This is a genomic window from Rhizobium sp. FG113 (assembly GCF_057809895.1).
In genome coordinates this window covers 450,851-470,089 of sequence record NZ_JBMDKV010000002.1, presented here as the reverse complement: position 1 = coordinate 470,089, position 19,239 = coordinate 450,851, and the positions used below count along the sequence as shown (strand labels likewise).

Below are 19,239 nucleotides of genomic sequence, written 5' to 3'. Positions count from 1 at the left end.
GACCTCGTCGCCGCCGGCACTCTGTTATGTCTCAATAGCGGTCAATGCGGAACGGCGTCATGTCGACGGCGGGTTTGCCCCCCGTCACCATATCCGCGATCAGCTGGGCCGTGGTGGCCGAATAGGTGAGGCCGAGATGTCCGTGACCGGTCGCGTACCAGACGCCGCGCATTTTCGAAGAGGGCGAGATGATCGGGATCGTATCGGGCAGCGCCGGGCGATGGCCCATCCACTCGCTGGCGTCCTTGACCTCAAGGCCCGGCACGGCGCGCTGGGCATGGCGAACGAGGACGCGGGCGCGGCGGAAATCGGGCGCGGCATCCAGCCCCGCCAGCTCGACATTGCCGCCGACGCGGATACCGCCGGCCGTCGGCGTGATCATGAAGGCGCGGTGCGGCCAGATCACCGAATAGCGCATGGAGACGCCGGGCTGCATGATCTGGGTGTGATAGCCGCGCTCGGTCTCGAGCGGGATCGGCTCACCGAGCTTTTCCGCCAGGAACCGGGTGTGGACGCCCGCCGCCAGCACGACGAAATCGGCCGCGATAGGCTCGCCGCTTTCGAGAATGACAACGGAGGTGCCGTCGGCGTTCTTCTCGACGGTGCGCACCGCGCCGGACACAAAGGTCGCGCCGCGTTCGCGGGCGGCGTTGGCGAGCTTGACCACCAGGCGATAGGGATCGCGGATGGTCTTGTTGTCGGGCAGCAGGACCGCCTTGGCGATCGAAGGCGAGAGCGAGGGCTCCAGATCGCGGATGGCAGCACCCTCGAGCACGTCGAAATCGAAGCCGTAGCGGCGCATGAAATCGATGTGGCCGCGATCGCCTGCGAATTCCGCCTCGGTCTCGTAGATCGCCAGGCAGCCTTCGTCGGTCATCAGCTCAGGGGCTGCGATCGTATCCAGCATGGCGCGGAAATCGGCCAGAGCGGGGTTCGACAGGCTCATGCCCGCATCCTCGATGTCACGCAGCCGCGAGGGCCTACCGGCAGCGATGAAGCGCAGGAACCATGGCGCCATCTTCAAGGCGTAGGCGGGACGCAGCCAGACGGGACCTTCGGGATCGAGCAGCCAGCGGGGGATCTTGCGCCAGGTATTGGGGCCGGAGCCGGCGGCGAAATCGAGCGCGATGCTGGCCATGTTGCCATAAGAGGTGCCGCGACCGGGCTCGCCCTTGTCGATCAGCGTGACCTGCAGGCCGCGACGCTGCAATTCGAGCGCGATCGCCGCACCGATGACACCTGCGCCGACAACCGCGACCGTCTGCTTCTTCTCGTTCATCCCTCACCGCCCATTCGCGCGGCGGACCACACCACCGACCGCACTGTGATATATCAGAACAGGGGCAACTTCCATCTGAATTTTCGGCTGTGCCGCCGCCGCGACATCACATTGCGTTGGACATGACGATGCAGCCGCACACCGAAAAAATGCGGGTAAAGGATGCGAAGAAGATGGGGAGGCCAGAATGGAAAAGAGCCCGGTGCGGGAGGAGGTGCACCGGGCTCTTGATCCTGACTGACAACTGGGAGGAGGAGTGTTGTCAGTCCGATGAAGGAGCGCTGGGAGGAGGAGTGCGCTGCCTTCGAGGGGATAGATAGCCCATCGTTTCGATCAGGAATAGGGGGAATACCGCAACGCAGCAATGCGCCGAACGCATAACGCGACCCTTTAAGCCGCTATTCCCATTCACTTTATGCACATCATTTCATCAAATCTATCAAGATATAAGCAATTCAGCCGTCGAGGGCCGAAGGCGGCGGCCTGTGCCGTCGCCTTCGAGACTGACTCACCACTCGTTGCCGCATGGCATGGAGCCGTCGCCATTGGTGCCGCCGAAGGTGCCCTGGCAATAGGCCTGCCTGTGCATTTGCTGCATCTGCGGCTGCATCGGACGCTCGCCGATCGAGCCGGTGGTCTGGCGATCGACGCCGAAGGCGGCGTCAGGATACCAGTAGCCGTCGTGGCGGCGGGTGCCGGGCCGCTCGGTGCGCGAGCCATGATAGCCGTGCCAATAGCCCGGCTGGGTCTGCGCCACCTGAATGACCGAAGCCTGCGGCATGGACTGGTCGGCAGGTGCTGCCTGAACAGGCACCGCGGCCGACAGTGCGGCGATGACGCCGAGCGACAGGACGGACGGGATGTAACGGGAGATTTTCATGATAAACCCTCCTTCAGGATTCACATGAAGAAAATGCCGTCTCAGCTTGCAAAGTTCCGCGCCTGCACGCGCGCTCCAACAGTCGTGATCACAGGCGATTGCGCGTGATCCCGACTACGCGTTAGGGCGTGATGTCGCTTATGCTCACTGCGTGACGTCGGCCTGGCGCTACTGGTCGTAGACGGCGCGATAGCCCTGGCTGGAGATGCAGGTGACATATTGACGGCGCGCGGCCGCCCTCGCCTGCGCTTCTTCATTGGCGGGATCGATCGCATAGCGCGACATCTGCGCCCGCGCCTCGTATTGCTTGCGCGCCTCATTATACATGACGTTGCCGTCGGCGACGCAGATGTTGTGGGCGATGCCGGGCGGATTGAGCGGCGGGTCGAGCGTGTTGACAGGCGTCAGCATCGGGCCGTTGGCATGATCGACGCAACCGGCCAGGGCCGCCACCGACGCCAGAAACACCATTCCACGAACCATATTGCTCAGCATTCAATCTCTCCGGCCCACGGCCACGGCATGTCCTGCCCCAAAAGGCATCTTGCCGAGACAATCGTCTGGCAACATTGTGCCAAGCTAGCGCGACGCCCGCATTGCGCAGGCGCCAACATCAAGATGGAGGATTAGACAGTGTCAGCTCTTCAGGACGAACGCGCACAAGACGTCCCCACTCACCCGGAGGAGATGAAATCGGTCTTCGACCTGCGCGTCGGAAAGCACATCACGCTGCAAGGCAGCGCCAGGATCACGCCCGCCGGTGTCATCAGCACCGGATTCGCCGTAGCCGCGATGACGTTCGCCGTGGGGTATCTGATTTCGTCGGTTGGTCGGCGGCGCTAGGACGAATAGTTAGGCGCACTCGGCACGCCCCTCAGACATAGATCCACCCTTTGCGGACGGCCTCTATAAGCTCGAGCTCGTAGCTATATTCGGCGGCCACGGCAAAGACCTTGATATCGCTGCTGGTCATGCCGATCCCGTGCCGTCGCGAGACATATTCGAAGGTCTCGATCCAATCGAGGCCCGACAAATGCAGCATGGCGATCTCCAGGGTGAAAGGGGCTTCCCGCTTCTTCTTGCGGCGGGCCATCAAGGTTGGAACCCGTGCCGATCAAGCAACGCGCGCTCCTGCGCAAACATGCGGGTGGTGAGTTCATCGAAATCGATCAGACCGGCGGCCGCAAGCGCATAGCAGGCCGCATCCGACGCACACCGGTCCCGCTCGAATCGATCTCGCAGAGATGTCCCCACATGACGAGAGCGGTTCGTCAGAACGTCAGTGGCTAGCTGCGCATAGAAATCTGAGTCCATCGGCCTGACCTCGCAACGAATGCGCGGACACACCTGCCCTGCTTCCGTGAGGAAATGCCGGCCTGTGCGACGCTCTGGTGATCGTATGGATTTCGTACCGGGGAAGTGTCTCACGACTCGCAGAGGATGGGAATCGCGGAGATCGGCTTTAAAAATTTAGACGAGCAGAATTCGACCCCACGTGAGGTCTCAGGCTAAATTTTCGTGAGAAAAGAGAAGTGGCGCACCCGAAGAGATTCGAACTCCTGACCCCCAGATTCGTAGTCTGGTGCTCTATCCAGCTGAGCTACGGGTGCGTCTGCAGCGGTGTGTCCCGCTGGCGTGAGCGGTTCTCTAAAGGGTCATCTGGATGAATGCAATAGGGTTTGTAAAAAAAGTGACGTCTTTCTTCTCAAGGCCTGGGGATCGCGGGATTGCGTCACTTTTCCAAGAGGCTGCGGCCGCGATAATCGTCCAGCGACACAGGGCGATCGGGGATTTCGATGCGGAACTGGGTGCCGATCGATGGTTTTTCCACAAGCGCGATCGTGCCGCCGTGGGCGAGCACCAGTTCGCGGGCGATCGCCAGACCGAGCCCCGTACCGCCGGAGCGGGCGGAGCCGCGAAACGCGGTGAAGAGGTTCTGGCGGGCCTTCTGCGGCATGCCGGGGCCGGTGTCGTCGACGGTGATGCTGACGACGCTGCCGATGCGGTGGGCCGACACGGTGATGCGCCGTGGGCTTGCGCCTGCGTTGTTTGAGGTCAGCGCCTGCAAAGCGTTGCGGCAGAGATTGTGGATGACGCGGAACAGCTGTTCGTTGTCGGCATCCACTTCGAGATCGGCGTTGATCTGCTCGACGAACTCCACGTCGCTCTGCGGATCGATCGCCAGCATGTCCCTGACATCCTCGACCAGCGTCGTCACCCTCACAAGCCGGCGGCGGGGGGCCGATTCGCTGGCCTGGCCGTAGGAGAGAACTTCGGTCGTGTAGCCGACGGCGCGGTCGATGGTGCGCAGCAGCTTCGGAGCAAAGCGCTTCACCATGGGGTCGTCGACATCAACCAGACGGTCGGACATCAGCTGCGCGGAGGCGAGGATGTTGCGCATGTCGTGGTTGATCTTGGAGACGGCAAGGCCGAGGGCCGCGAGGTTGCTCTGCTGTTTTAGCGTCTTTTGCAGCTGCAGCTGCATGGCGGTCAGGTGGCGGCCGGCGATCGCCAGCTCGTCGCGCCCGCCATCGCCGACGAAGACATGCTGCGGATTTTCGGGATCGGCGGAAAACTGCTGCATGCTGCCCGTCAATCGGCGGATCGGCCGGATGAGAATGCGGTTGATCGCGAAGAAGACGAGTGTGGCGGTAAAGAGCGAGATCAGGATCGACAGCAGGAAGACGTTGCGGGAATAGAGCAGCATCGCATTGCGCAGATGCTTGTCCTTCATCAGCACCTCGACACCGATATTGGTGTCCTGCACCGGCCCGTAGACGCGGATCATCCGGTCGCCGCCGAAGACGAGCGTGTCGAGCGCATCGCGCATGGCGGTAACGGCCGGCACGCTGGTCAGATCATATTGTGCATCGACGGATGCCGGCATGTCCCAGGTGGCGAGCAGGCGCGAGGTGCCATCCTTGCGCAGCACGATCGCCTTGGTGCCCGTCGCTTCCAATGTCTGCCGCTGCAGGTCGCGCGGCAGTTCCACCGGCTGCAGGCCATCGATAGCGATGGCTGCGGCGGCGGCGGCGTTCAGCCGCTCGTCCAGCCAGCGAAGGCGCATGGAGGCCACCGAGGGAAAGAAAATCAGCACTTCTGCGAGCATGATGCAGACAACGGTCAGCCACAGGAGCTTGCCGGAGATGCCGCCGAACATGCCAGCGGGCCGGGCGGCGTCGGTCGCCGTCGTGAGTGCTTCGGGAACAGTTTGGCCTTGATCAGGGGCGGGCATCGCTTCTCGTCCAATCGGCGCCACGCGCCACGGATTCAATCTCTATATTAGACGAAACCGCGTCGCTTTCAAATCTTTGCGAGCGGTGCGACATAATGCCGAAACGCGAACGCCGCCCGAAGGCGGCGCTCTTAATTATATTACAGACCGAGAGATCAGAACTCTTCCCAGCTCTGGTCGACCGCGGCGTTGCCGTTGAAGGCACGGGCAACGCTTCCGATCGCGCGGCGGGCAGGCGAGGCAACCGGGCGGTGCTCCTCGTAGCGTGCGACGGCCACGGGCGCGGCATGCTGCGCGTTCGACACCTTGAAGCGGGAGATCAGGCGCACGAGGCTGTCTGCTTCCGACGACAGCTTGTGGGTCGCCGCCGAGGTTTCCTCGACCATGGCGGCATTCTGCTGCGTGACCTGGTCCATCTGGTTGACGGCGGTGTTGACCTCCTTGAGACCGGTCGACTGCTCCTTGGCGGCCGTGGCGATCGAGTGGATGTGGTCGTTGATGGCGTTGACGCGACGCTCAATCTGCGAGAGGGCCTCGCCGGTTTCCTGCACCAGCTTGACGCCAATCTGGACTTCGCTGCCGGACTTGGTGATCAGGCCCTTGATATCCTTGGCGGCCGTTGCCGAACGCTGCGCAAGTTCACGGACTTCCTGTGCGACGACGGCAAAGCCCTTGCCCGCTTCGCCGGCGCGCGCGGCCTCGACACCGGCGTTGAGCGCCAGCAGGTTGGTCTGGAAGGCGATCTCGTCGATGACGTTGATGATCTGGCTGATTTCGCGCGACGCCTGCTCGATGCGGCCCATGGCATCGACGGCGTTGCGAACGACAACGCCCGACTTGCCGGCATCGTCCTTGGCCTCGGAGACCATGACGCTGGCTTCCTGGGCGCGGTCGGTCGAGTTGTTGACGACGGCGGTGATCTCGTCCAGCGCGGCCGAGGTTTCCTCAAGCGCAGCCGCCTGCTGTTCCGTGCGCTTGGAGAGGTCGTCGCTGGCGGCGCGCAGCTCGTTGGTGTTGCCGTGGAAGCCCTCGGCGGTCTCGCGCACCTCGCGCATGGTCGATTGCAGCGTGGCGAAGGTGCTGTTGACGTTTTTCTGCAGCTCGGCGAAGGCGCCCTGGAAATTGCCGCGCATGGTCTGCGTCAGATCGCCCTCAGACAGGCTCGCGATAACACGACGGGTTTCGCCGACGCCACCATCGACGCCCGAGAGCAGCTGATTGATGTTGCTGGCGAACTGGTTGAGGTTGTCGTCCTGGTAATCCTTGTCGATCCGGCGCGAAAAATCGCCGGCGGCAGCGGCGGCCACGACGACGGACATGCTCGACTGCAGGTCGTCGCTCTTGGCGCGCATCGCGGCTTCCTGGGCATTCATGCGGCGAACGGCGAGGCCATTCTCCTTGAACACCGCGACGGCCGCGGCCATTTCGCCGATCTCGTCATTGCGGCCGGGGAAAGGAACATCGGTGTCGAAGTTGCCGTCGGCGACGTTCTTGATCGCCTCGGTGACCTTCTTGATCGGGCGCGAGAGATGGATGGTGCCGACATAAAAGCCCATGCCGATGCCGGCAGCGATGCCGAAACCGGTGATGCCGAGAACCAGCCAGAGGACCGAGGTGCGGAAGCTTTCGACTTCCTGGTTGACGGCGTCGAGCGTGGCCTTGTCGGTGGCGACGATCGCATCGATCTCGGCCTGGAAGGCCTTGCGGTTGGCGCGGTTGGCGTCGTTGTTGCCCTGCTCGTTGGCCGCCTGCGGGCTGACCTCGGTGCCGAGGCGCGCGGTTTCGGCGCGGAAGGTGCGGAATTCGGCCGAGCGGGCCTTGAGCTTGTTGAACGCATCCATCTGGTTGTCGGGAACCAGCGGCGTCCAGGATGTAATGGTGGCATCGATCTGGTCGAGTGCGGCGAGTAGACCCTTGGCGAAGCTTGCGGCGTCCTTTGTCGAGGCAGCGCCATAGATGCCGCGCGCTTCCATGACGGTTGCGGTCACGTAGCGATTCAGGCGCTCGCCGGAATAGGCGCGGCTGGCGGCATCCTCATAGGCGGAGAGATTGTTGTTGTAGCGCTGCACGGCCCAAAGTGCGGTCGCGCCGATAACCAGCGCGACACAGGACATGGCGCATACGAGTATGTTGATCTTGCCTCGAATTTTCAAAGGATCCCCCCAATAAGACATGAGGCCGAAAACTGGATGCCCGGCCGTTAGATCAAATTGCGCTAAAACAATTAATGTTGAATTTCCGATATTTTCGCCGGCTACTATAAAAAATCATCCATGAACGATGGTTGCCGGCGCGATTTTTTGCGCGAAAAACGCACAGAGGCTCGATAGGCGCACGTTTGGGCTGCGGAAACGGAATAAAATGATAGCGGCCGCGATGTGGGCCCGATGCCGCAATCATTAACAGCATCTGCTAATTTTCACACTCAAAAGGCGAGCAGAGCGGATTCTCCCTGCGATAATTGACTTTCGCGACCTTCGTCCGTATAAGCCGCCGCACGTCCGGTCATATAAGGCTTTTTGAGCCTCCCGCCGTTCGAAAAACAACGCTCCTTGCATTATGCAAATTCAAGAAGGGCCGCACTCCGCGGTGATTAAAATAAATGAAGCGTACTTACCAACCTTCCAAGCTTGTTCGCAAGCGTCGTCACGGTTTCCGTGCACGTATGGCTACCAAGGGCGGCCGTAAGGTCATCGTTGCTCGTCGCGGCCGCGGCCGCAAGCGTCTTTCGGCCTAAGGCCGGAAGTGCCCGATCAGATGACGGGCGATCCGACGACCAAAGATCCCAAAATAACTGCCGGGCGGCTGAAAAGCCGCCCGCAGTTTCTTGCTGTTCGCAATGGCGAAAAACGCAGGGGTGGATTCTTCCTTCTCGAGGTGCTCGACAGGAAGGAACCCGATACCGAAGCCCGCGTCGGCTTCACCGTCACCAAGAAGCATGGCAACGCGGTTGAAAGAAACCGCATGCGTCGGCGCCTGAAAGAGGCGGTACGGCTGCATGCAGGGTTTGCAATGAAGCCCGGACACGACTATGTGGTTGTCGCGCGAAGGGACGTGCTCCAAGCATCCTTCCATCAATTAGCCGCTGAGCTTACGGCTCGCGTCGAGACGAAGCCGAAACACAAGCGGTCCGGAGACGGCCGCCCCAGGAACGTATGATGCAAAACAACCGCAACTACTTCATTGCGATCGCTCTCTCCGTGCTGATCGTTCTCGGGTGGCAATTCTTTTATATGAACCCGCGCATCGAAGCGCAGCGCAAGGCCGAACAAGCCCAGCAGACGCAGCAGACGCAAGCACCGGCGGCCAATGGGGCAGCCGGTGGCGCGCAGACGAATGGCGCTGCTCCGACCGGCCAGGCGCCCGCGACCACGTCGCTGGCTGACGCTCTTGCCAAGAACCCGCGCGTCATCATCGACACGGCAGCGCTTTCCGGCTCGATCAACCTTGCCGGCGGCCGCCTCGACGACCTGAAGCTCAAGGGCTACCACGAGACCGTGGATGACTCGAGCCCGATCATCACGCTGTTCAGCCCGTCGGAAACCAAGGACGGCTACTTCGCCGAACTCGGCTATATCGGCGACGCCGCGACCGGCAACGTCCCAGGCCCCTCGACGCTCTGGACGGCCCCCGAAGGCGCGAAGCTGACCGAGAAGACCCCGGTCACGCTGACCTACACCAATGACAAGGGCATCACATTCGCCCGCACGATCTCGGTCGACGAACGCTACATGTTCACGATCACCGACAAGATCACCAATGCCGGCCAGGCACCTGCTGCCCTCTCCTCCTACGGCCGCGTGACGCGCTACAACAAGCCCGCTGTCGCCTCGACCTACGTGCTGCACGAAGGCTTCATCGGCGTGATCGGCGAAGACGGCCTGATCGAGAGCAAGTATGCTTCCGTCGAGAAGGAAGCCGTGACGCCGGCAACGGCGACCGGCGGCTGGCTCGGCATCACCGACAAGTATTGGGCCGCGACGATCATTCCGCCGCAGACGACCGCCTACGACGCCCGCTTCAGCCACTTCACGGATGGCCAGCCGCGCTTCCAGGCCGACTACAAGCAGAACGCCGTTACCGTCGCACCCGGCCAGTCGCTCGAACTGAAGAACCTCGTGTTTGCCGGCGCCAAGGAAGTTCCCGTCATCGACGGCTATGAGGCTACCTACCAGATCCCGCGCTTCGACCGCCTGATCGACTGGGGCTGGTTCTACTTCCTGACGAAGCCGATGTTCAAACTGATGGACTTCTTCTTCCGTTACTTCGGCAACTTCGGTGTCGCCATCCTGATGACCACGATCGTCGTCAAGGCGCTGTTCTTCCCGCTCGCCAGCAAGCAGTACGCTTCGATGGCGAACATGAAGCGCGTGCAGCCGAAGATGGAAGAGCTGAAGGCGAAGTTCGGCGACGACCGCATGGGCCTGCAGCAGGCGACCATGGCGCTCTACAAGGAAGAGAAGATCAACCCGATCGCCGGTTGCTGGCCGATCGCGCTGCAGATCCCGATCTTCTTCTCGCTCTACAAGGTGATCTACATCACCATCGAGATGCGCCACGCGCCGTTCTTCGGCTGGATCCAGGACCTTTCGGCGCCCGATCCGACCTCGTTCATCAACCTGTTCGGCCTGCTGCCGTTCGCGGCTCCGACCTTCCTGCATCTCGGCGTCTGGCCGCTGATCATGGGCGTCACGATGTTCCTGCAGATGCGCATGAACCCGACCCCGCCGGATCCGACGCAGGCGATGATCTTCAACTGGATGCCGCTGGTCTTCACCTTCATGCTGGCAAGCTTCCCGGCCGGTCTGGTCATCTACTGGGCCTGGAACAACACGCTGTCAGTCATCCAGCAGGGCGTGATCATGCGCCGCCACGGCGTGAAGATCGAGCTCTTCGACAATCTGAAGGGGCTATTCAAGCGAAAGCCGGCGCCGACAGAGAAATAGCAAAAAGCCCCGGTTCGCCGGGGCTTTTTCTTTTGTGGCACCGGGATGCTTCCAAGGACAATCGGGGCTGCCGGTTGACAAAATCGCCCGAAACCTGAATGCCATAGGTTCACTGGAATTGGACGCGCTGGAAAAGGCCGAATGACCGACAATAAAGACAAGCCGCTCTTCGGCCGCCCCTGGATCTTCATCCGTGGCGTGCCTTCCCTGAAGTTCCTGCCGCCGGAAGGGCCGGCCGAGGTGGCCTTTGCCGGCCGTTCGAATGTCGGCAAGTCGTCGCTGATCAACGCGCTCGTCGGCCAGCATGGCCTGGCGCGTACCTCGAACACGCCGGGGCGTACGCAGGAGCTGAACTATTTCGTGCCCGATGGCTATTCCGGCGAGGCCGGCGATCTGCCGCCGATGGCGCTGGTCGACATGCCGGGCTACGGCTACGCCAAGGCGCCGAAGGAGCATGTCGATGCCTGGACCAAGCTGGTATTCGATTATCTGCGCGGCCGCGCGACGCTGAAGCGCGTCTATGTGCTGATCGACAGCCGCCACGGCATCAAGAAGAACGACGACGAGGTTCTCGACCTGCTCGACAAGGCCGCCGTCTCCTATCAGGTGGTGCTGACCAAGACCGACAAGATCAAGCCGCCGGCGGTGGTGAAGCTGCTCGCCGAGACGGCCGAGAAGATCAAGAAGCGCCCCGCCGCTTATCCTGGAATCATCGCCACTTCCTCGGAAAAGAGCGAAGGGCTGGACGATCTGCGCGAGGCAATCGCGCTCACCGTGGGCGCCGATCACTGGAAGTGAAGTGGAGGCGCCCCAGTGGTGTTGACAGGGCGCCCCCGTTTGCTGCCTGAACTCAAGATTACATCTTCGGCAGCAAGACCTTGTCGATGACGTGAATAACGCCGTTCGACTGCTTGACGTCGGCGATCGTGACATGGGCAACGCCGCCGCTTTCGTCGGTCAGCGTGATCTTGCCCATGTCTTCCTTGGCCTTCAGCACGCAGCCGCCGACCGTCTTGATGTCATGCTCGCCGCCATCGTCCTTGATCATCTTGGCGACGGTCTTGGCCATGGCATCGGCAGCCACCACGTGGCAGGTGAGGATCTTGGTGAGCTTGGCCTTGTTCTCAGGTTTCAGCAGCGTGTCGACGGTGCCGGCGGGGAGTGCCGCGAAGGCTTCGTTGGTCGGCGCGAAGACCGTGAAAGGGCCCTTGCCTTCGAGCGTCGAGACCAGACCGGCTGCCTTGACGGCGGCGACCAGCGTCGTGTGATCCTTCGACTTCATGGCATTCTGGACGATGTTCTTGGTCGGATACATGGCGGCGCCACCGACCATCGGGTTCTTGGCCTGCGCGGCAAAGGCGATTGCGGATACGGCGACTGCAAGGGCTGTCGTGCGCAGTGCGGACTTGATCATGACTGTTCTCCTCATCCGTCCGCTCGCGGGTCGCCGGCTGAATGCATCAGCGTCGCTGGGACATGAGGATCTACGGAAGGTGGCTGGAAAAAGTTTCAGCCGATCTTACGGCCGATGCGCGGCGCCGCTTGCAACCACGGGGCCGGTCGGGGCGCCCGTCGGCGAGCCACCGAAGGGCTCGAGGCTGACCGCGAAGCTCGTGCCCTCGCCGATGGCGGAGCGCATGTCGACCGGGATCACCAGTTCGCCATCGCCGCCCTCTCCCGCCGCGAAGATGCCGAGCGACTTCGGCGTGCCGCCTTCGGGCAACAGCCACAGCTCGAGCGACTTCTCCTCCGGCTTGCCCGCGGCCACCGGAATGATCCGCATCCGGCCGGTCTGCGCCTCATAAGAGGCCAGCAGATTGACCTGGCTCGCGGGTCCCGACAATTGCGCGACAAGCGGCGGGACAGTCGGCTTCAGCGGCGATACCGTCGCGACCGTCAGCGACAGGGCAGCCGACGTGATGACGAGCGAGACGGCGGCGAGACAGCGCCAGAAGAAAAGGGAATTCCAGACGCCCCTGCCCGGCACGGCTGCCTGCTGCGGGGTGCCGAACAGGCGGGCTTCGACCTGCTTGAAGGTTTCCTGGCCGGGGGTAACGGCGTCATAATCGTCGTTGAAAGTGGAGAGGTTTGCCTCCCAGCGGCTAACGATCGCCGCGAACTGCCGGTCGACGCGCATGCGGTCCTCTACGACACGCCGATCCTGGAAAGAGAGAACACCGAGAACATACTCACCGGCGAGTACCTCATCGCGGGAGCGACCTCCCTTGCTTTGATCGGACGATGTCATCGTTCCAGGCACTCTCTCAGCTTCAATAGGCTGCGCCGCAGCCATGTGCGCATCGTGTTCAGGGGCACGCCGAACTCACCGGCCAGTTCCTGATAGCTCAGCCCTTCGACATAAGCCCGTCTGACCGCCACCGCACGATCAGCTTCCAACTGTTCCATGCAGGTGTCAATCCGCCTTCCTTCATCGCGGATCACAGTTGTCGCTTCCGGATCAAGTTGGCTGTCTGCGAGATCATAGGCACTGTCCAATTCGTCGGCTACCGGCTTGCGGCTTCTCAGGGTATCGATCGCCTGGTTGCGCGCGATCGCCGCAAGCCAGGACGAAGGTGTTCCCGAAGAGATCGCAAAGGCGGAAGCGCGCTGCCAGATCTTGATGTAGACCTCCTGCAATGCTTCCTCCCCCTCCGTCTTGTCCTTCAAGATACGCAGGCAGATGGCAAAAAGTTTCGGGCTTGTTTCACGGTACAGAGCCACGAAAGCCTTGCGGTCGCGCATTGCAACCCGGCCGATCAGTTCGGCGATTTCCTCGCTCGTCATGCCGTGTCTCTTCCCCAATGTCCTTCCCTAACTATGGGTGTTCGCTCACGCTTGGCAAGACGGCGGCGTGTGGGCAAATTGCGCGAACTATCGGGTCATTGATTATTCCATCTGTCAAAAACTTGGGATAAAAGGCCGCAACCATTTTTCTGCGGGGTATCCGATGACCGAGACCGAAAGCGAAATCCAGGCACGGCTGCTGGCACAGGCGCTGCCCTTCATGCAGCGTTACGAAAACAAGACGATCGTCGTGAAATACGGCGGCCATGCCATGGGCAATCCCGAGCTCGGCAAGGCCTTTGCCAGCGATATCGCGCTTCTGAAGCAGTCGGGCGTCAACCCGATCGTCGTGCACGGCGGCGGCCCGCAGATCGGCGCCATGCTGACGAAGATGGGCATCGAATCGAAATTCGAAGGCGGCCTGCGCGTCACCGACGCCAAGACCGTCGAGATCGTCGAAATGGTTCTCGCCGGCTCGATCAACAAGGAAATCGTCGCGCTGATCAACCAGACGGGCGAATGGGCGATCGGCCTTTGCGGCAAGGACGGCAACATGGTCTTCGCCGAAAAGGCGCAGAAGAAGATCAAGGACCCGGACAGCAACATCGAGCGCGTTCTCGACCTCGGCTTCGTCGGCGAAGTGGTTGAAGTCGACCGCACGCTGATCGACCTTCTGGCCCGCTCGGAAATGATCCCCGTCATCGCTCCGGTTGCTCCGGGCCGCGACGGCGCGACTTACAACATCAACGCCGACACATTCGCCGGCGCCATTGCCGGCGCGCTCAACGCGACACGTCTGCTGTTCCTCACCGACGTTCCCGGCGTTCTCGACAAGCAGGGCAACCTGATCAAGGAACTCTCGGTCTCGCAGGCCCACCAGCTGATCGCCGATGGCACGATCTCCGGCGGCATGATCCCGAAGGTCGAGACCTGCATCGACGCGATCAAGGCCGGCGTCCAGGGCGTCGTCATCTTGAACGGCAAGACCGCGCATTCCGTGCTGCTCGAGATCTTCACCGAGCGTGGCGCGGGTACGCTGATCGTTCCTTAAGGGCGGTCTTTTTCATTCTCAGACGGGTGAAGTCCCCTCCCCACCCCCTCCCCACAAGGGGGAGGGGCTAAGTCGTTGCGCCCTCCGTGCCACTTCATGCCATCAGCATCGGTTGAAAGGCTTCGGCTTCCCGGAGAGGGTCCGCCCAGCAAGCCCCTCCCCCTTGTGGGGAGGGGTTGGGGAGGGGTCTACCTCACAGCGCTCCGTAAACCGCCGCAGCCGCTTCCTTCAGCTTCTCCATCATCGCCCGATAGGGTCCCGGTCCATAGCTGACACGGCTGACACCAAGCTTCGCCAGCGTCTTCACATCAGGCGCGCCGGGCCGCATCATGATATTGACCGGCAGCGGCGACGCCGCGCAGACCTTCTCGATCAAGCCCTCATCGATCAGCCACGGCACAAAAAAGCCATCCGCCCCGGCTGCAGCATAGGCCTTGCCGCGCTCCAGAGCCTCCTCGACCAGACCGCCATGCTTCGAAAGATCACCTTCGCGCAAAAACAGGTCGGTGCGCGCATTGATGAAGAACGCAATGCCGCGACGGTCCGCCATCTCGCGGATGGCGCGAATGCGGACGGCCTGTTTCTCCACCGGGTGCAGCCCGTCGCCGCCAACAACCTGATCCTCGAAATTGATACCGATCGCGCCGGCATCGATCAGCTGTTCGACATTGGCGGCAGCGCCTAAGGGATCGGTGGAATAGGCGCCCTCGAAATCGACGGAGAGCGGCAGATCGTTGACCGCGGTGATCTGGCAGGTCGTTGCGACCAGCGCTTCCATCGGAATCTTCTCGCCATCGCCATAACCCTGTGCTGCGGCGACCGACCAGCTGCCCGTCGCCAGCGCCTTGGCGCCGGCCTCGGTCACGGCCTTTGCCGTGCCGGCATCCCACACATTGTAGAGAACGACAGGATTGCCCCTCTGGTGCAGCGCGCCGAATGCCTTTGCCTTCTCAGCCTGATTCATCTTCGCCTCCTCATTTCGTGTGCCGGAAAACTAGTGCGATCACATCAGGCGATCAATCGGCCGGCGTGAATGGTCGCATTCCGGATTTCAATCGAAGGCGCCGCGTGGCATAAGGCAAGGATGAGCAAGATCGATCGCACGCCCACCCATTCCGACTTCTCGCATGTGACAGAGTGGGTCTTCGACCTCGACAACACACTCTATCCGCATCACGTCAATCTGTTCGCGCAGATCGACAAGAACATGACGGCCTATGTCTCGACGCTGCTGCAGATGGAGCGGGAAGAGGCGCGCAAGCTGCAGAAGCAGTATTATTACGATCACGGCACGACGCTGCAGGGGCTGATGATCCACCATGGCGTCGATCCCAACGACTTCCTCGAGAAGGCGCATGCGATCGATTATTCCAGCCTGACCGCCCAACCGGAACTGGGGGCCGCGATCAAGGCACTCCCCGGCCGCAAGTTCATCTTCACAAACGGCAGCGTCAAGCATGCGGAGATGGCAGCCGGCGCGCTTGGGATTCTCGACCATTTCGACGACATCTTCGATATCGTGGCCGCCGAGTTCGTGCCCAAGCCGGCGCAGCAGACATACGACAAGTTCACCCAGCTGAAGCGCGTCGAGACGCAGAAGGCTGCGATGTTCGAGGACCTGCCGCGTAACCTGATCGCGCCGAAGGCACTTGGCATGCAGACCGTTCTGCTGGTGCCCAACAATCTCGAGGACACGGTTGTCGAGTGGTGGGAAAAGACCAGCGGCGAGGACGACCACATCGACTTCGTGACCGACGATCTCACTGATTTCCTTGGAAAGATTACCGGCTAAGTTACGAAAGTTTCATCCAGCTTACCGATGTTTAACTGGGTAATCGGGCTTGTCCGCCCTACCTTTTCGTCTGTGATCCCCAATGAGATTGCACACTGAAAGGAACCCAAATGTCTCGGAACAAGCTGATACTGGCCGCACTTTCCTCCGTCTTGATTGTCGGTGCCGCAGCCGGCAGCAGTTTTGCCGCGCCCGGCGACAAGCACAAGCATCCGCCAAGGCCACACCACGCGATGATGGGCGGCGGAATGCGCGGGCCGATCATGCGTGAGGTCGTCTTCGTGCGCATGCTGCAGCAGTTCGACACGAACAAGGACGGACAGATCTCCAAGGACGAAGCCCAGAAGGGCATGGAGACGATCTTCGCGGCGATCGACACCAACAATGACGGCTCGCTGACACCGGGCGAAATCCGCAAATATCACGAAGCGCAGATGGCCAAGATGAAGGCGCCCGCCGAAGACATGGCGGCCGATGACGAAGCCCCGCCCGCCCCGCCGCCAGCTGACGCGGACGCAGGCCAGCCGGCACCGCCGCAGGACGAAGCCGGTCGTGGCCCAGGCCGACACGGCATGCGCGGCCCAGGCATGATCCGCGAACTCCTGATCATGCAGCGCATCGACACCGACGAGAACGGCCAGATTTCCAAGCAGGAAGCAGAGGCCGCCTTCGACAAGCTCTTCACGCGGATGGACACCAACAAGGACGGCGTCATCTCGATCGCCGACATGCCGCAGCGTCCATTCCTGTAAAAACGGGAAGCGCCAATATCCGAGCCCGCCGCGACCATCGCGGCGGGCTTTTTCGTGCAATTGAAATACCCAAGTTGTTGGGTTATTTTTTTACGCATGGTCACGAACAAGATCACCGACGCCGAACTCGCGCAGGCAAAGCAACGCTGGGAAGTGGAGCGCGCCGAGCGGCCGATACCCGCATCGGTTCGCTTCGATGTCGCTTCGGAGCGCGTCATCCTGGATTTCACCAATGGCGCATCGTTTGTCTTCCCCGCGCGCGCGTTGCAGGGATTGGAAGAGGCGACAGTGGCGGAGCTTGCGGAAGTCGAACTGCTTGGAGAGACCGGCCTTCACTGGGAAAGCCTTGATGCCGACTACACGATTTCAGGCTTGATGAACGGCGTGTTCGGCACCAGGAGCTTCATGGAAGCGCAACGCCGTGGCGGGCAATCCCGCTCGCCCGCGAAGGCCGCCGCCAGCCGGGCGAACGGCGCCAAGGGCGGCCGGCCGAAGAAGGCCGGCGACGCCCCGTGAGCTCACCCTATTCAGGGTGTTCGTAGAATTCCTGAATGATCTTCCAGGCGGCGTCGGCGGTGTCGACGAAGCTGATCAGGTTGACGTCATCGGGCGCGATCGTGCCGAATTCGGCCAAAGCCTCGAAATTGATGATGCTCTTCCAGAATTTTTCGCCGAAGAGGATGAGCGGCATCTTTTCCATGCGGCCGGTCTGGATCAGCGTCAGGCATTCGAAGAACTCGTCCATCGTGCCGAAGCCGCCGGGGAAGACCGCGATCGCCTTGGCGCGCACCATGAAATGCATCTTGCGGATGGCGAAGTAGTGGAAGTTGAAGCTGAGCTCCGGCGTCACGTAGACATTCGGCGCCTGCTCGTGCGGCAGCACGATGTTGAGGCCGATCGAGGGTGCGCCCTCGTCGGCCGCCCCCCGGTTGCCTGCCTCCATCACGCCCGGGCCGCCACCGGTGACGACGACATATTCGTGGAAATCGAAGCCGGCCGCGTATTTCGAGCACAGGCGGGCGAACTTGCGCGCCTCGTCGTAATAGACGGATGCCGCTTCCAGATTGGCGCGTTGCGTGTCGTTTCGGGCCGCCCAGGCGCTCTGGCCGGGGGCAGGAATGCGGGCGCCGCCGAACATCACAACCGTCGATTTGATGCCGCGCTCCGTGAGCAGCATTTCCGGCTTCATCAGCTCCAGCTGCAGACGGATGGGCCGCAACTCCTCGCGGCACAGGAAGTCCTCGTCGGCATAGGCAAGGCGATAGGCCGGCGACAGGGTCTGCGGCGTTTTCGGCACGGCTTCGGCGCGCTGCTTGTCGGTCTCGCTTGATTTCAACGGATCCCAGACGCCGTCCTTGCGCCGCAGTCTGCCGTTTTTCGCCTTTGCCATTCCAATGCCTTTCAGTCCTGCCGGCAGTGCAGCCGGTATGTCGTTTTGTAGCAGTGATCGGGAGCCAACCGGTCCCGAAAAATCATTCCATTTTAGCCTTGCATGCGATAGAGCAGATCGCATCCCGCCAATCACAATTCCCGGAGGCCTCCGCCTCCAACGATAAAGATCGAAGTTTAAGGAATTCTCATGAGCGCCACCGACCTCTCCGCCCTCGAAAAGACACTCGAAGCCGCCTTCGACAACCGCGACAGCGTCAACACCTCGACCAAGGGCGAAGTACGCGACGCGGTCGAAACCGCGCTCGAGCTTCTCGACGGTGGCAAGGTGCGCGTTGCAGAACGCGGCGCCGATGGTGCGTGGAAGGTGAACCAGTGGCTGAAGAAGGCCGTTCTCCTCTCCTTCCGCCTGAACGACATGGAAGTCGTCAAGGGCGGCTCGGGCAACTCGACATGGTGGGACAAGGTGCCGTCGAAGTTCGAGAACTGGGGTGAGAACGAATACCGCGCCGCCGGCTTCCGCGCCGTGCCGAACTGCGTCGTGCGCCGCTCGGCCTACATCGCCAAGAACGTCGTGCTGATGCCGTCCTTCGTCAATCTCGGCGCCTTCGTCGACGAGGGCACGATGGTCGATACCTGGGCAACCGTCGGCTCCTGCGCGCAGATCGGCAAGCATGTGCACCTCTCGGGCGGCGTCGGCATCGGCGGCGTGCTTGAGCCGATGCAGGCCGGCCCGACCATCATCGAAGACAATTGCTTCATCGGCGCCCGCTCGGAAGTCGTCGAAGGCTGCATCATCCGCGAGGGCTCGGTTCTCGGCATGGGCGTCTACATCGGCAAGTCGACCAAGATCGTCAACCGCGCCACCGGCGAAGTGTTCTACGGCGAAGTACCGCCTTACTCGGTCGTCGTCGCGGGCTCGATGCCATCGGGCAACGCCACCATGCCGAACGGCCTTGCCGCGCCGCATCTCTACTGCGCCGTGATCGTCAAGACGGTCGATGAGAAGACCCGCTCGAAGACCGGCATCAACGAACTGCTGCGCGACTAATTCGGACCAGATCCGGTGCCGCGCATGACAGAACTCATGCGCGGCACCGCACCCTTGCTTGCCCGATATCAGGCTGCCGT

At 61.9% G+C, this 19,239-nt stretch carries 21 protein-coding genes and 1 tRNA gene; 10 read left to right on the top strand and 12 right to left on the bottom strand.

Annotated features, from left to right (window positions below; all coding sequences use genetic code 11):
• Positions 1 to 31 precede the first annotated feature (31 nt).
• From ACODTZ_RS09480 to ACODTZ_RS09470, 3 genes are all read right to left on the bottom strand, one after another.
• Entirely contained in the window at positions 32 to 1,279 is a 1,248-nt protein-coding gene (locus ACODTZ_RS09480; protein WP_489025329.1) for an NAD(P)/FAD-dependent oxidoreductase, read from the bottom strand.
• Positions 1,280 to 1,787: 508 nt separating this feature from the next.
• Complete coding sequence (locus ACODTZ_RS09475) at positions 1,788 to 2,159, bottom strand: surface protein (protein ID WP_489025327.1); 372 nt, start codon at positions 2,157 to 2,159, stop codon at positions 1,788 to 1,790.
• Between the two features lie 168 nt (positions 2,160 to 2,327).
• Entirely contained in the window at positions 2,328 to 2,654 is a 327-nt protein-coding gene (locus ACODTZ_RS09470) for a hypothetical protein (RefSeq protein WP_018898253.1), read from the bottom strand.
• A 138-nt stretch (positions 2,655 to 2,792) separates the two neighbouring features.
• On the opposite strand from ACODTZ_RS09470, the gene ACODTZ_RS09465 reads away from it, so the two are divergent.
• A complete protein-coding gene (locus ACODTZ_RS09465; protein WP_489025325.1) occupies positions 2,793 to 3,002 on the top strand; it encodes a hypothetical protein in 210 nt (69 codons plus the stop codon).
• 31 nt (positions 3,003 to 3,033) lie between these two features.
• On the opposite strand, the gene ACODTZ_RS09460 is transcribed toward ACODTZ_RS09465, so the two are convergent.
• From ACODTZ_RS09460 to ACODTZ_RS09445, 4 genes are all read right to left on the bottom strand, one after another.
• A complete protein-coding gene (locus tag ACODTZ_RS09460; protein WP_018898251.1) occupies positions 3,034 to 3,201 on the bottom strand; it encodes a hypothetical protein in 168 nt (55 codons plus the stop codon).
• A 491-nt stretch (positions 3,202 to 3,692) separates the two neighbouring features.
• A tRNA-Arg gene (locus tag ACODTZ_RS09455) sits at positions 3,693 to 3,769 on the bottom strand.
• Between the two features lie 122 nt (positions 3,770 to 3,891).
• A complete protein-coding gene (locus tag ACODTZ_RS09450) occupies positions 3,892 to 5,394 on the bottom strand; it encodes an ATP-binding protein (RefSeq protein WP_047507136.1) in 1,503 nt (500 codons plus the stop codon).
• Positions 5,395 to 5,549: 155 nt separating this feature from the next.
• Complete coding sequence (locus tag ACODTZ_RS09445) at positions 5,550 to 7,547, bottom strand: methyl-accepting chemotaxis protein (RefSeq protein ID WP_489025323.1); 1,998 nt, start codon at positions 7,545 to 7,547, stop codon at positions 5,550 to 5,552.
• A 449-nt stretch (positions 7,548 to 7,996) separates the two neighbouring features.
• Between ACODTZ_RS09445 and rpmH the strand changes: the two genes are divergently transcribed.
• The 4 genes from rpmH to yihA all read left to right on the top strand — a co-directional run bounded on the left by rpmH (position 7,997) and on the right by yihA (position 11,138).
• Positions 7,997 to 8,131: a 50S ribosomal protein L34 gene (rpmH, locus tag ACODTZ_RS09440; RefSeq protein ID WP_065689331.1), complete on the top strand. Its 135-nt coding sequence runs from the start codon at positions 7,997 to 7,999 to the stop codon at positions 8,129 to 8,131.
• Between the two features lie 20 nt (positions 8,132 to 8,151).
• Complete coding sequence (gene rnpA / locus ACODTZ_RS09435; protein ID WP_081619887.1) at positions 8,152 to 8,553, top strand: ribonuclease P protein component; 402 nt, start codon at positions 8,152 to 8,154, stop codon at positions 8,551 to 8,553.
• The gene (yidC, locus tag ACODTZ_RS09430) at positions 8,553 to 10,340 is read left to right on the top strand and encodes a membrane protein insertase YidC (protein ID WP_489025321.1); all 1,788 of its coding nucleotides are present in this window, start codon (positions 8,553 to 8,555) and stop codon (positions 10,338 to 10,340) included. The genes rnpA and yidC overlap by 1 nt, the downstream gene beginning before the upstream one ends.
• A 141-nt stretch (positions 10,341 to 10,481) precedes the next feature.
• Positions 10,482 to 11,138, top strand: coding sequence for a ribosome biogenesis GTP-binding protein YihA/YsxC (gene yihA, locus ACODTZ_RS09425; RefSeq protein ID WP_047507129.1), 657 nt, complete (start codon positions 10,482 to 10,484; stop codon positions 11,136 to 11,138).
• 58 nt (positions 11,139 to 11,196) lie between these two features.
• Here yihA and ACODTZ_RS09420 read toward each other — a convergent pair whose 3' ends face one another.
• The 3 genes from ACODTZ_RS09420 to ACODTZ_RS09410 form a co-directional block, all read right to left on the bottom strand.
• Complete coding sequence (locus tag ACODTZ_RS09420) at positions 11,197 to 11,754, bottom strand: fasciclin domain-containing protein (RefSeq protein WP_111561609.1); 558 nt, start codon at positions 11,752 to 11,754, stop codon at positions 11,197 to 11,199.
• A 105-nt stretch (positions 11,755 to 11,859) separates the two neighbouring features.
• Positions 11,860 to 12,588, bottom strand: coding sequence for an anti-sigma factor (locus ACODTZ_RS09415; RefSeq protein WP_018898243.1), 729 nt, complete (start codon positions 12,586 to 12,588; stop codon positions 11,860 to 11,862).
• Positions 12,585 to 13,124 carry a sigma-70 family RNA polymerase sigma factor gene (locus ACODTZ_RS09410; RefSeq protein ID WP_489025317.1) on the bottom strand — a complete coding sequence of 180 codons (540 nt, stop codon included), beginning with the start codon at positions 13,122 to 13,124 and terminating at the stop codon, positions 12,585 to 12,587. Before ACODTZ_RS09410 ends, ACODTZ_RS09415 begins: the two co-directional genes overlap by 4 nt.
• Positions 13,125 to 13,287: 163 nt before the next feature.
• Between ACODTZ_RS09410 and argB the strand changes: the two genes are divergently transcribed.
• Positions 13,288 to 14,175 carry an acetylglutamate kinase gene (gene argB, locus ACODTZ_RS09405; RefSeq protein WP_111561606.1) on the top strand — a complete coding sequence of 296 codons (888 nt, stop codon included), beginning with the start codon at positions 13,288 to 13,290 and terminating at the stop codon, positions 14,173 to 14,175.
• Positions 14,176 to 14,368: 193 nt separating this feature from the next.
• Here the strand turns inward: argB and ACODTZ_RS09400 are convergent, their stop codons facing one another.
• Positions 14,369 to 15,139: an isocitrate lyase/PEP mutase family protein gene (locus ACODTZ_RS09400; RefSeq protein ID WP_489025315.1), complete on the bottom strand. Its 771-nt coding sequence runs from the start codon at positions 15,137 to 15,139 to the stop codon at positions 14,369 to 14,371.
• A gap of 120 nt (positions 15,140 to 15,259) precedes the next feature.
• Between ACODTZ_RS09400 and ACODTZ_RS09395 the strand changes: the two genes are divergently transcribed.
• From ACODTZ_RS09395 to ACODTZ_RS09385, 3 genes are all read left to right on the top strand, one after another.
• Positions 15,260 to 15,967, top strand: coding sequence for a pyrimidine 5'-nucleotidase (locus tag ACODTZ_RS09395; RefSeq protein WP_047507529.1), 708 nt, complete (start codon positions 15,260 to 15,262; stop codon positions 15,965 to 15,967).
• Between the two features lie 110 nt (positions 15,968 to 16,077).
• On the top strand, positions 16,078 to 16,719 hold the full coding sequence (locus ACODTZ_RS09390; protein ID WP_489025313.1) for an EF-hand domain-containing protein: 642 nt from the start codon (positions 16,078 to 16,080) through the stop codon (positions 16,717 to 16,719).
• Between the two features lie 96 nt (positions 16,720 to 16,815).
• On the top strand, positions 16,816 to 17,235 hold the full coding sequence (locus ACODTZ_RS09385; RefSeq protein ID WP_489025311.1) for a DUF2442 domain-containing protein: 420 nt from the start codon (positions 16,816 to 16,818) through the stop codon (positions 17,233 to 17,235).
• 7 nt (positions 17,236 to 17,242) lie between these two features.
• Here ACODTZ_RS09385 and ACODTZ_RS09380 read toward each other — a convergent pair whose 3' ends face one another.
• Positions 17,243 to 18,109, bottom strand: a complete 867-nt coding sequence (locus tag ACODTZ_RS09380) for an LOG family protein (RefSeq protein WP_047507119.1) — start codon at positions 18,107 to 18,109, stop codon at positions 17,243 to 17,245.
• 189 nt (positions 18,110 to 18,298) lie between these two features.
• Between ACODTZ_RS09380 and dapD the strand changes: the two genes are divergently transcribed.
• Positions 18,299 to 19,159, top strand: a complete 861-nt coding sequence (gene dapD / locus ACODTZ_RS09375; protein WP_489025309.1) for a 2,3,4,5-tetrahydropyridine-2,6-dicarboxylate N-succinyltransferase — start codon at positions 18,299 to 18,301, stop codon at positions 19,157 to 19,159.
• Positions 19,160 to 19,239: the final 80 nt, after the last annotated feature.

Excerpts from the sequence above, each read along its gene's own strand:
- ACODTZ_RS09385 (WP_489025311.1), top strand. The coding sequence starts at position 16,816 with ATGGTCACGAACAAGATCACCGACGCCGAACTCGCGCAGGCAAAGCAA.
- ACODTZ_RS09460 (WP_018898251.1), bottom strand. The coding sequence starts at position 3,201 with ATGCTGCATTTGTCGGGCCTCGATTGGATCGAGACCTTCGAATATGTC.
- rnpA (WP_081619887.1), top strand. The coding sequence starts at position 8,152 with ATGACGGGCGATCCGACGACCAAAGATCCCAAAATAACTGCCGGGCGG.
- rpmH (WP_065689331.1), top strand. The coding sequence starts at position 7,997 with ATGAAGCGTACTTACCAACCTTCCAAGCTTGTTCGCAAGCGTCGTCAC.
- ACODTZ_RS09450 (WP_047507136.1), bottom strand. The coding sequence starts at position 5,394 with ATGCCCGCCCCTGATCAAGGCCAAACTGTTCCCGAAGCACTCACGACG.
- ACODTZ_RS09475 (WP_489025327.1), bottom strand. The coding sequence starts at position 2,159 with ATGAAAATCTCCCGTTACATCCCGTCCGTCCTGTCGCTCGGCGTCATC.
- ACODTZ_RS09420 (WP_111561609.1), bottom strand. The coding sequence starts at position 11,754 with ATGATCAAGTCCGCACTGCGCACGACAGCCCTTGCAGTCGCCGTATCC.
- dapD (WP_489025309.1), top strand. The coding sequence starts at position 18,299 with ATGAGCGCCACCGACCTCTCCGCCCTCGAAAAGACACTCGAAGCCGCC.
- ACODTZ_RS09410 (WP_489025317.1), bottom strand. The coding sequence starts at position 13,124 with ATGACGAGCGAGGAAATCGCCGAACTGATCGGCCGGGTTGCAATGCGC.
- ACODTZ_RS09480 (WP_489025329.1), bottom strand. The coding sequence starts at position 1,279 with ATGAACGAGAAGAAGCAGACGGTCGCGGTTGTCGGCGCAGGTGTCATC.
- ACODTZ_RS09395 (WP_047507529.1), top strand. The coding sequence starts at position 15,260 with ATGAGCAAGATCGATCGCACGCCCACCCATTCCGACTTCTCGCATGTG.
- ACODTZ_RS09470 (WP_018898253.1), bottom strand. The coding sequence starts at position 2,654 with ATGCTGAGCAATATGGTTCGTGGAATGGTGTTTCTGGCGTCGGTGGCG.
- argB (WP_111561606.1), top strand. The coding sequence starts at position 13,288 with ATGACCGAGACCGAAAGCGAAATCCAGGCACGGCTGCTGGCACAGGCG.
- yidC (WP_489025321.1), top strand. The coding sequence starts at position 8,553 with ATGCAAAACAACCGCAACTACTTCATTGCGATCGCTCTCTCCGTGCTG.
- ACODTZ_RS09415 (WP_018898243.1), bottom strand. The coding sequence starts at position 12,588 with ATGACATCGTCCGATCAAAGCAAGGGAGGTCGCTCCCGCGATGAGGTA.
- ACODTZ_RS09380 (WP_047507119.1), bottom strand. The coding sequence starts at position 18,109 with ATGGCAAAGGCGAAAAACGGCAGACTGCGGCGCAAGGACGGCGTCTGG.
- ACODTZ_RS09390 (WP_489025313.1), top strand. The coding sequence starts at position 16,078 with ATGTCTCGGAACAAGCTGATACTGGCCGCACTTTCCTCCGTCTTGATT.
- yihA (WP_047507129.1), top strand. The coding sequence starts at position 10,482 with ATGACCGACAATAAAGACAAGCCGCTCTTCGGCCGCCCCTGGATCTTC.
- ACODTZ_RS09400 (WP_489025315.1), bottom strand. The coding sequence starts at position 15,139 with ATGAATCAGGCTGAGAAGGCAAAGGCATTCGGCGCGCTGCACCAGAGG.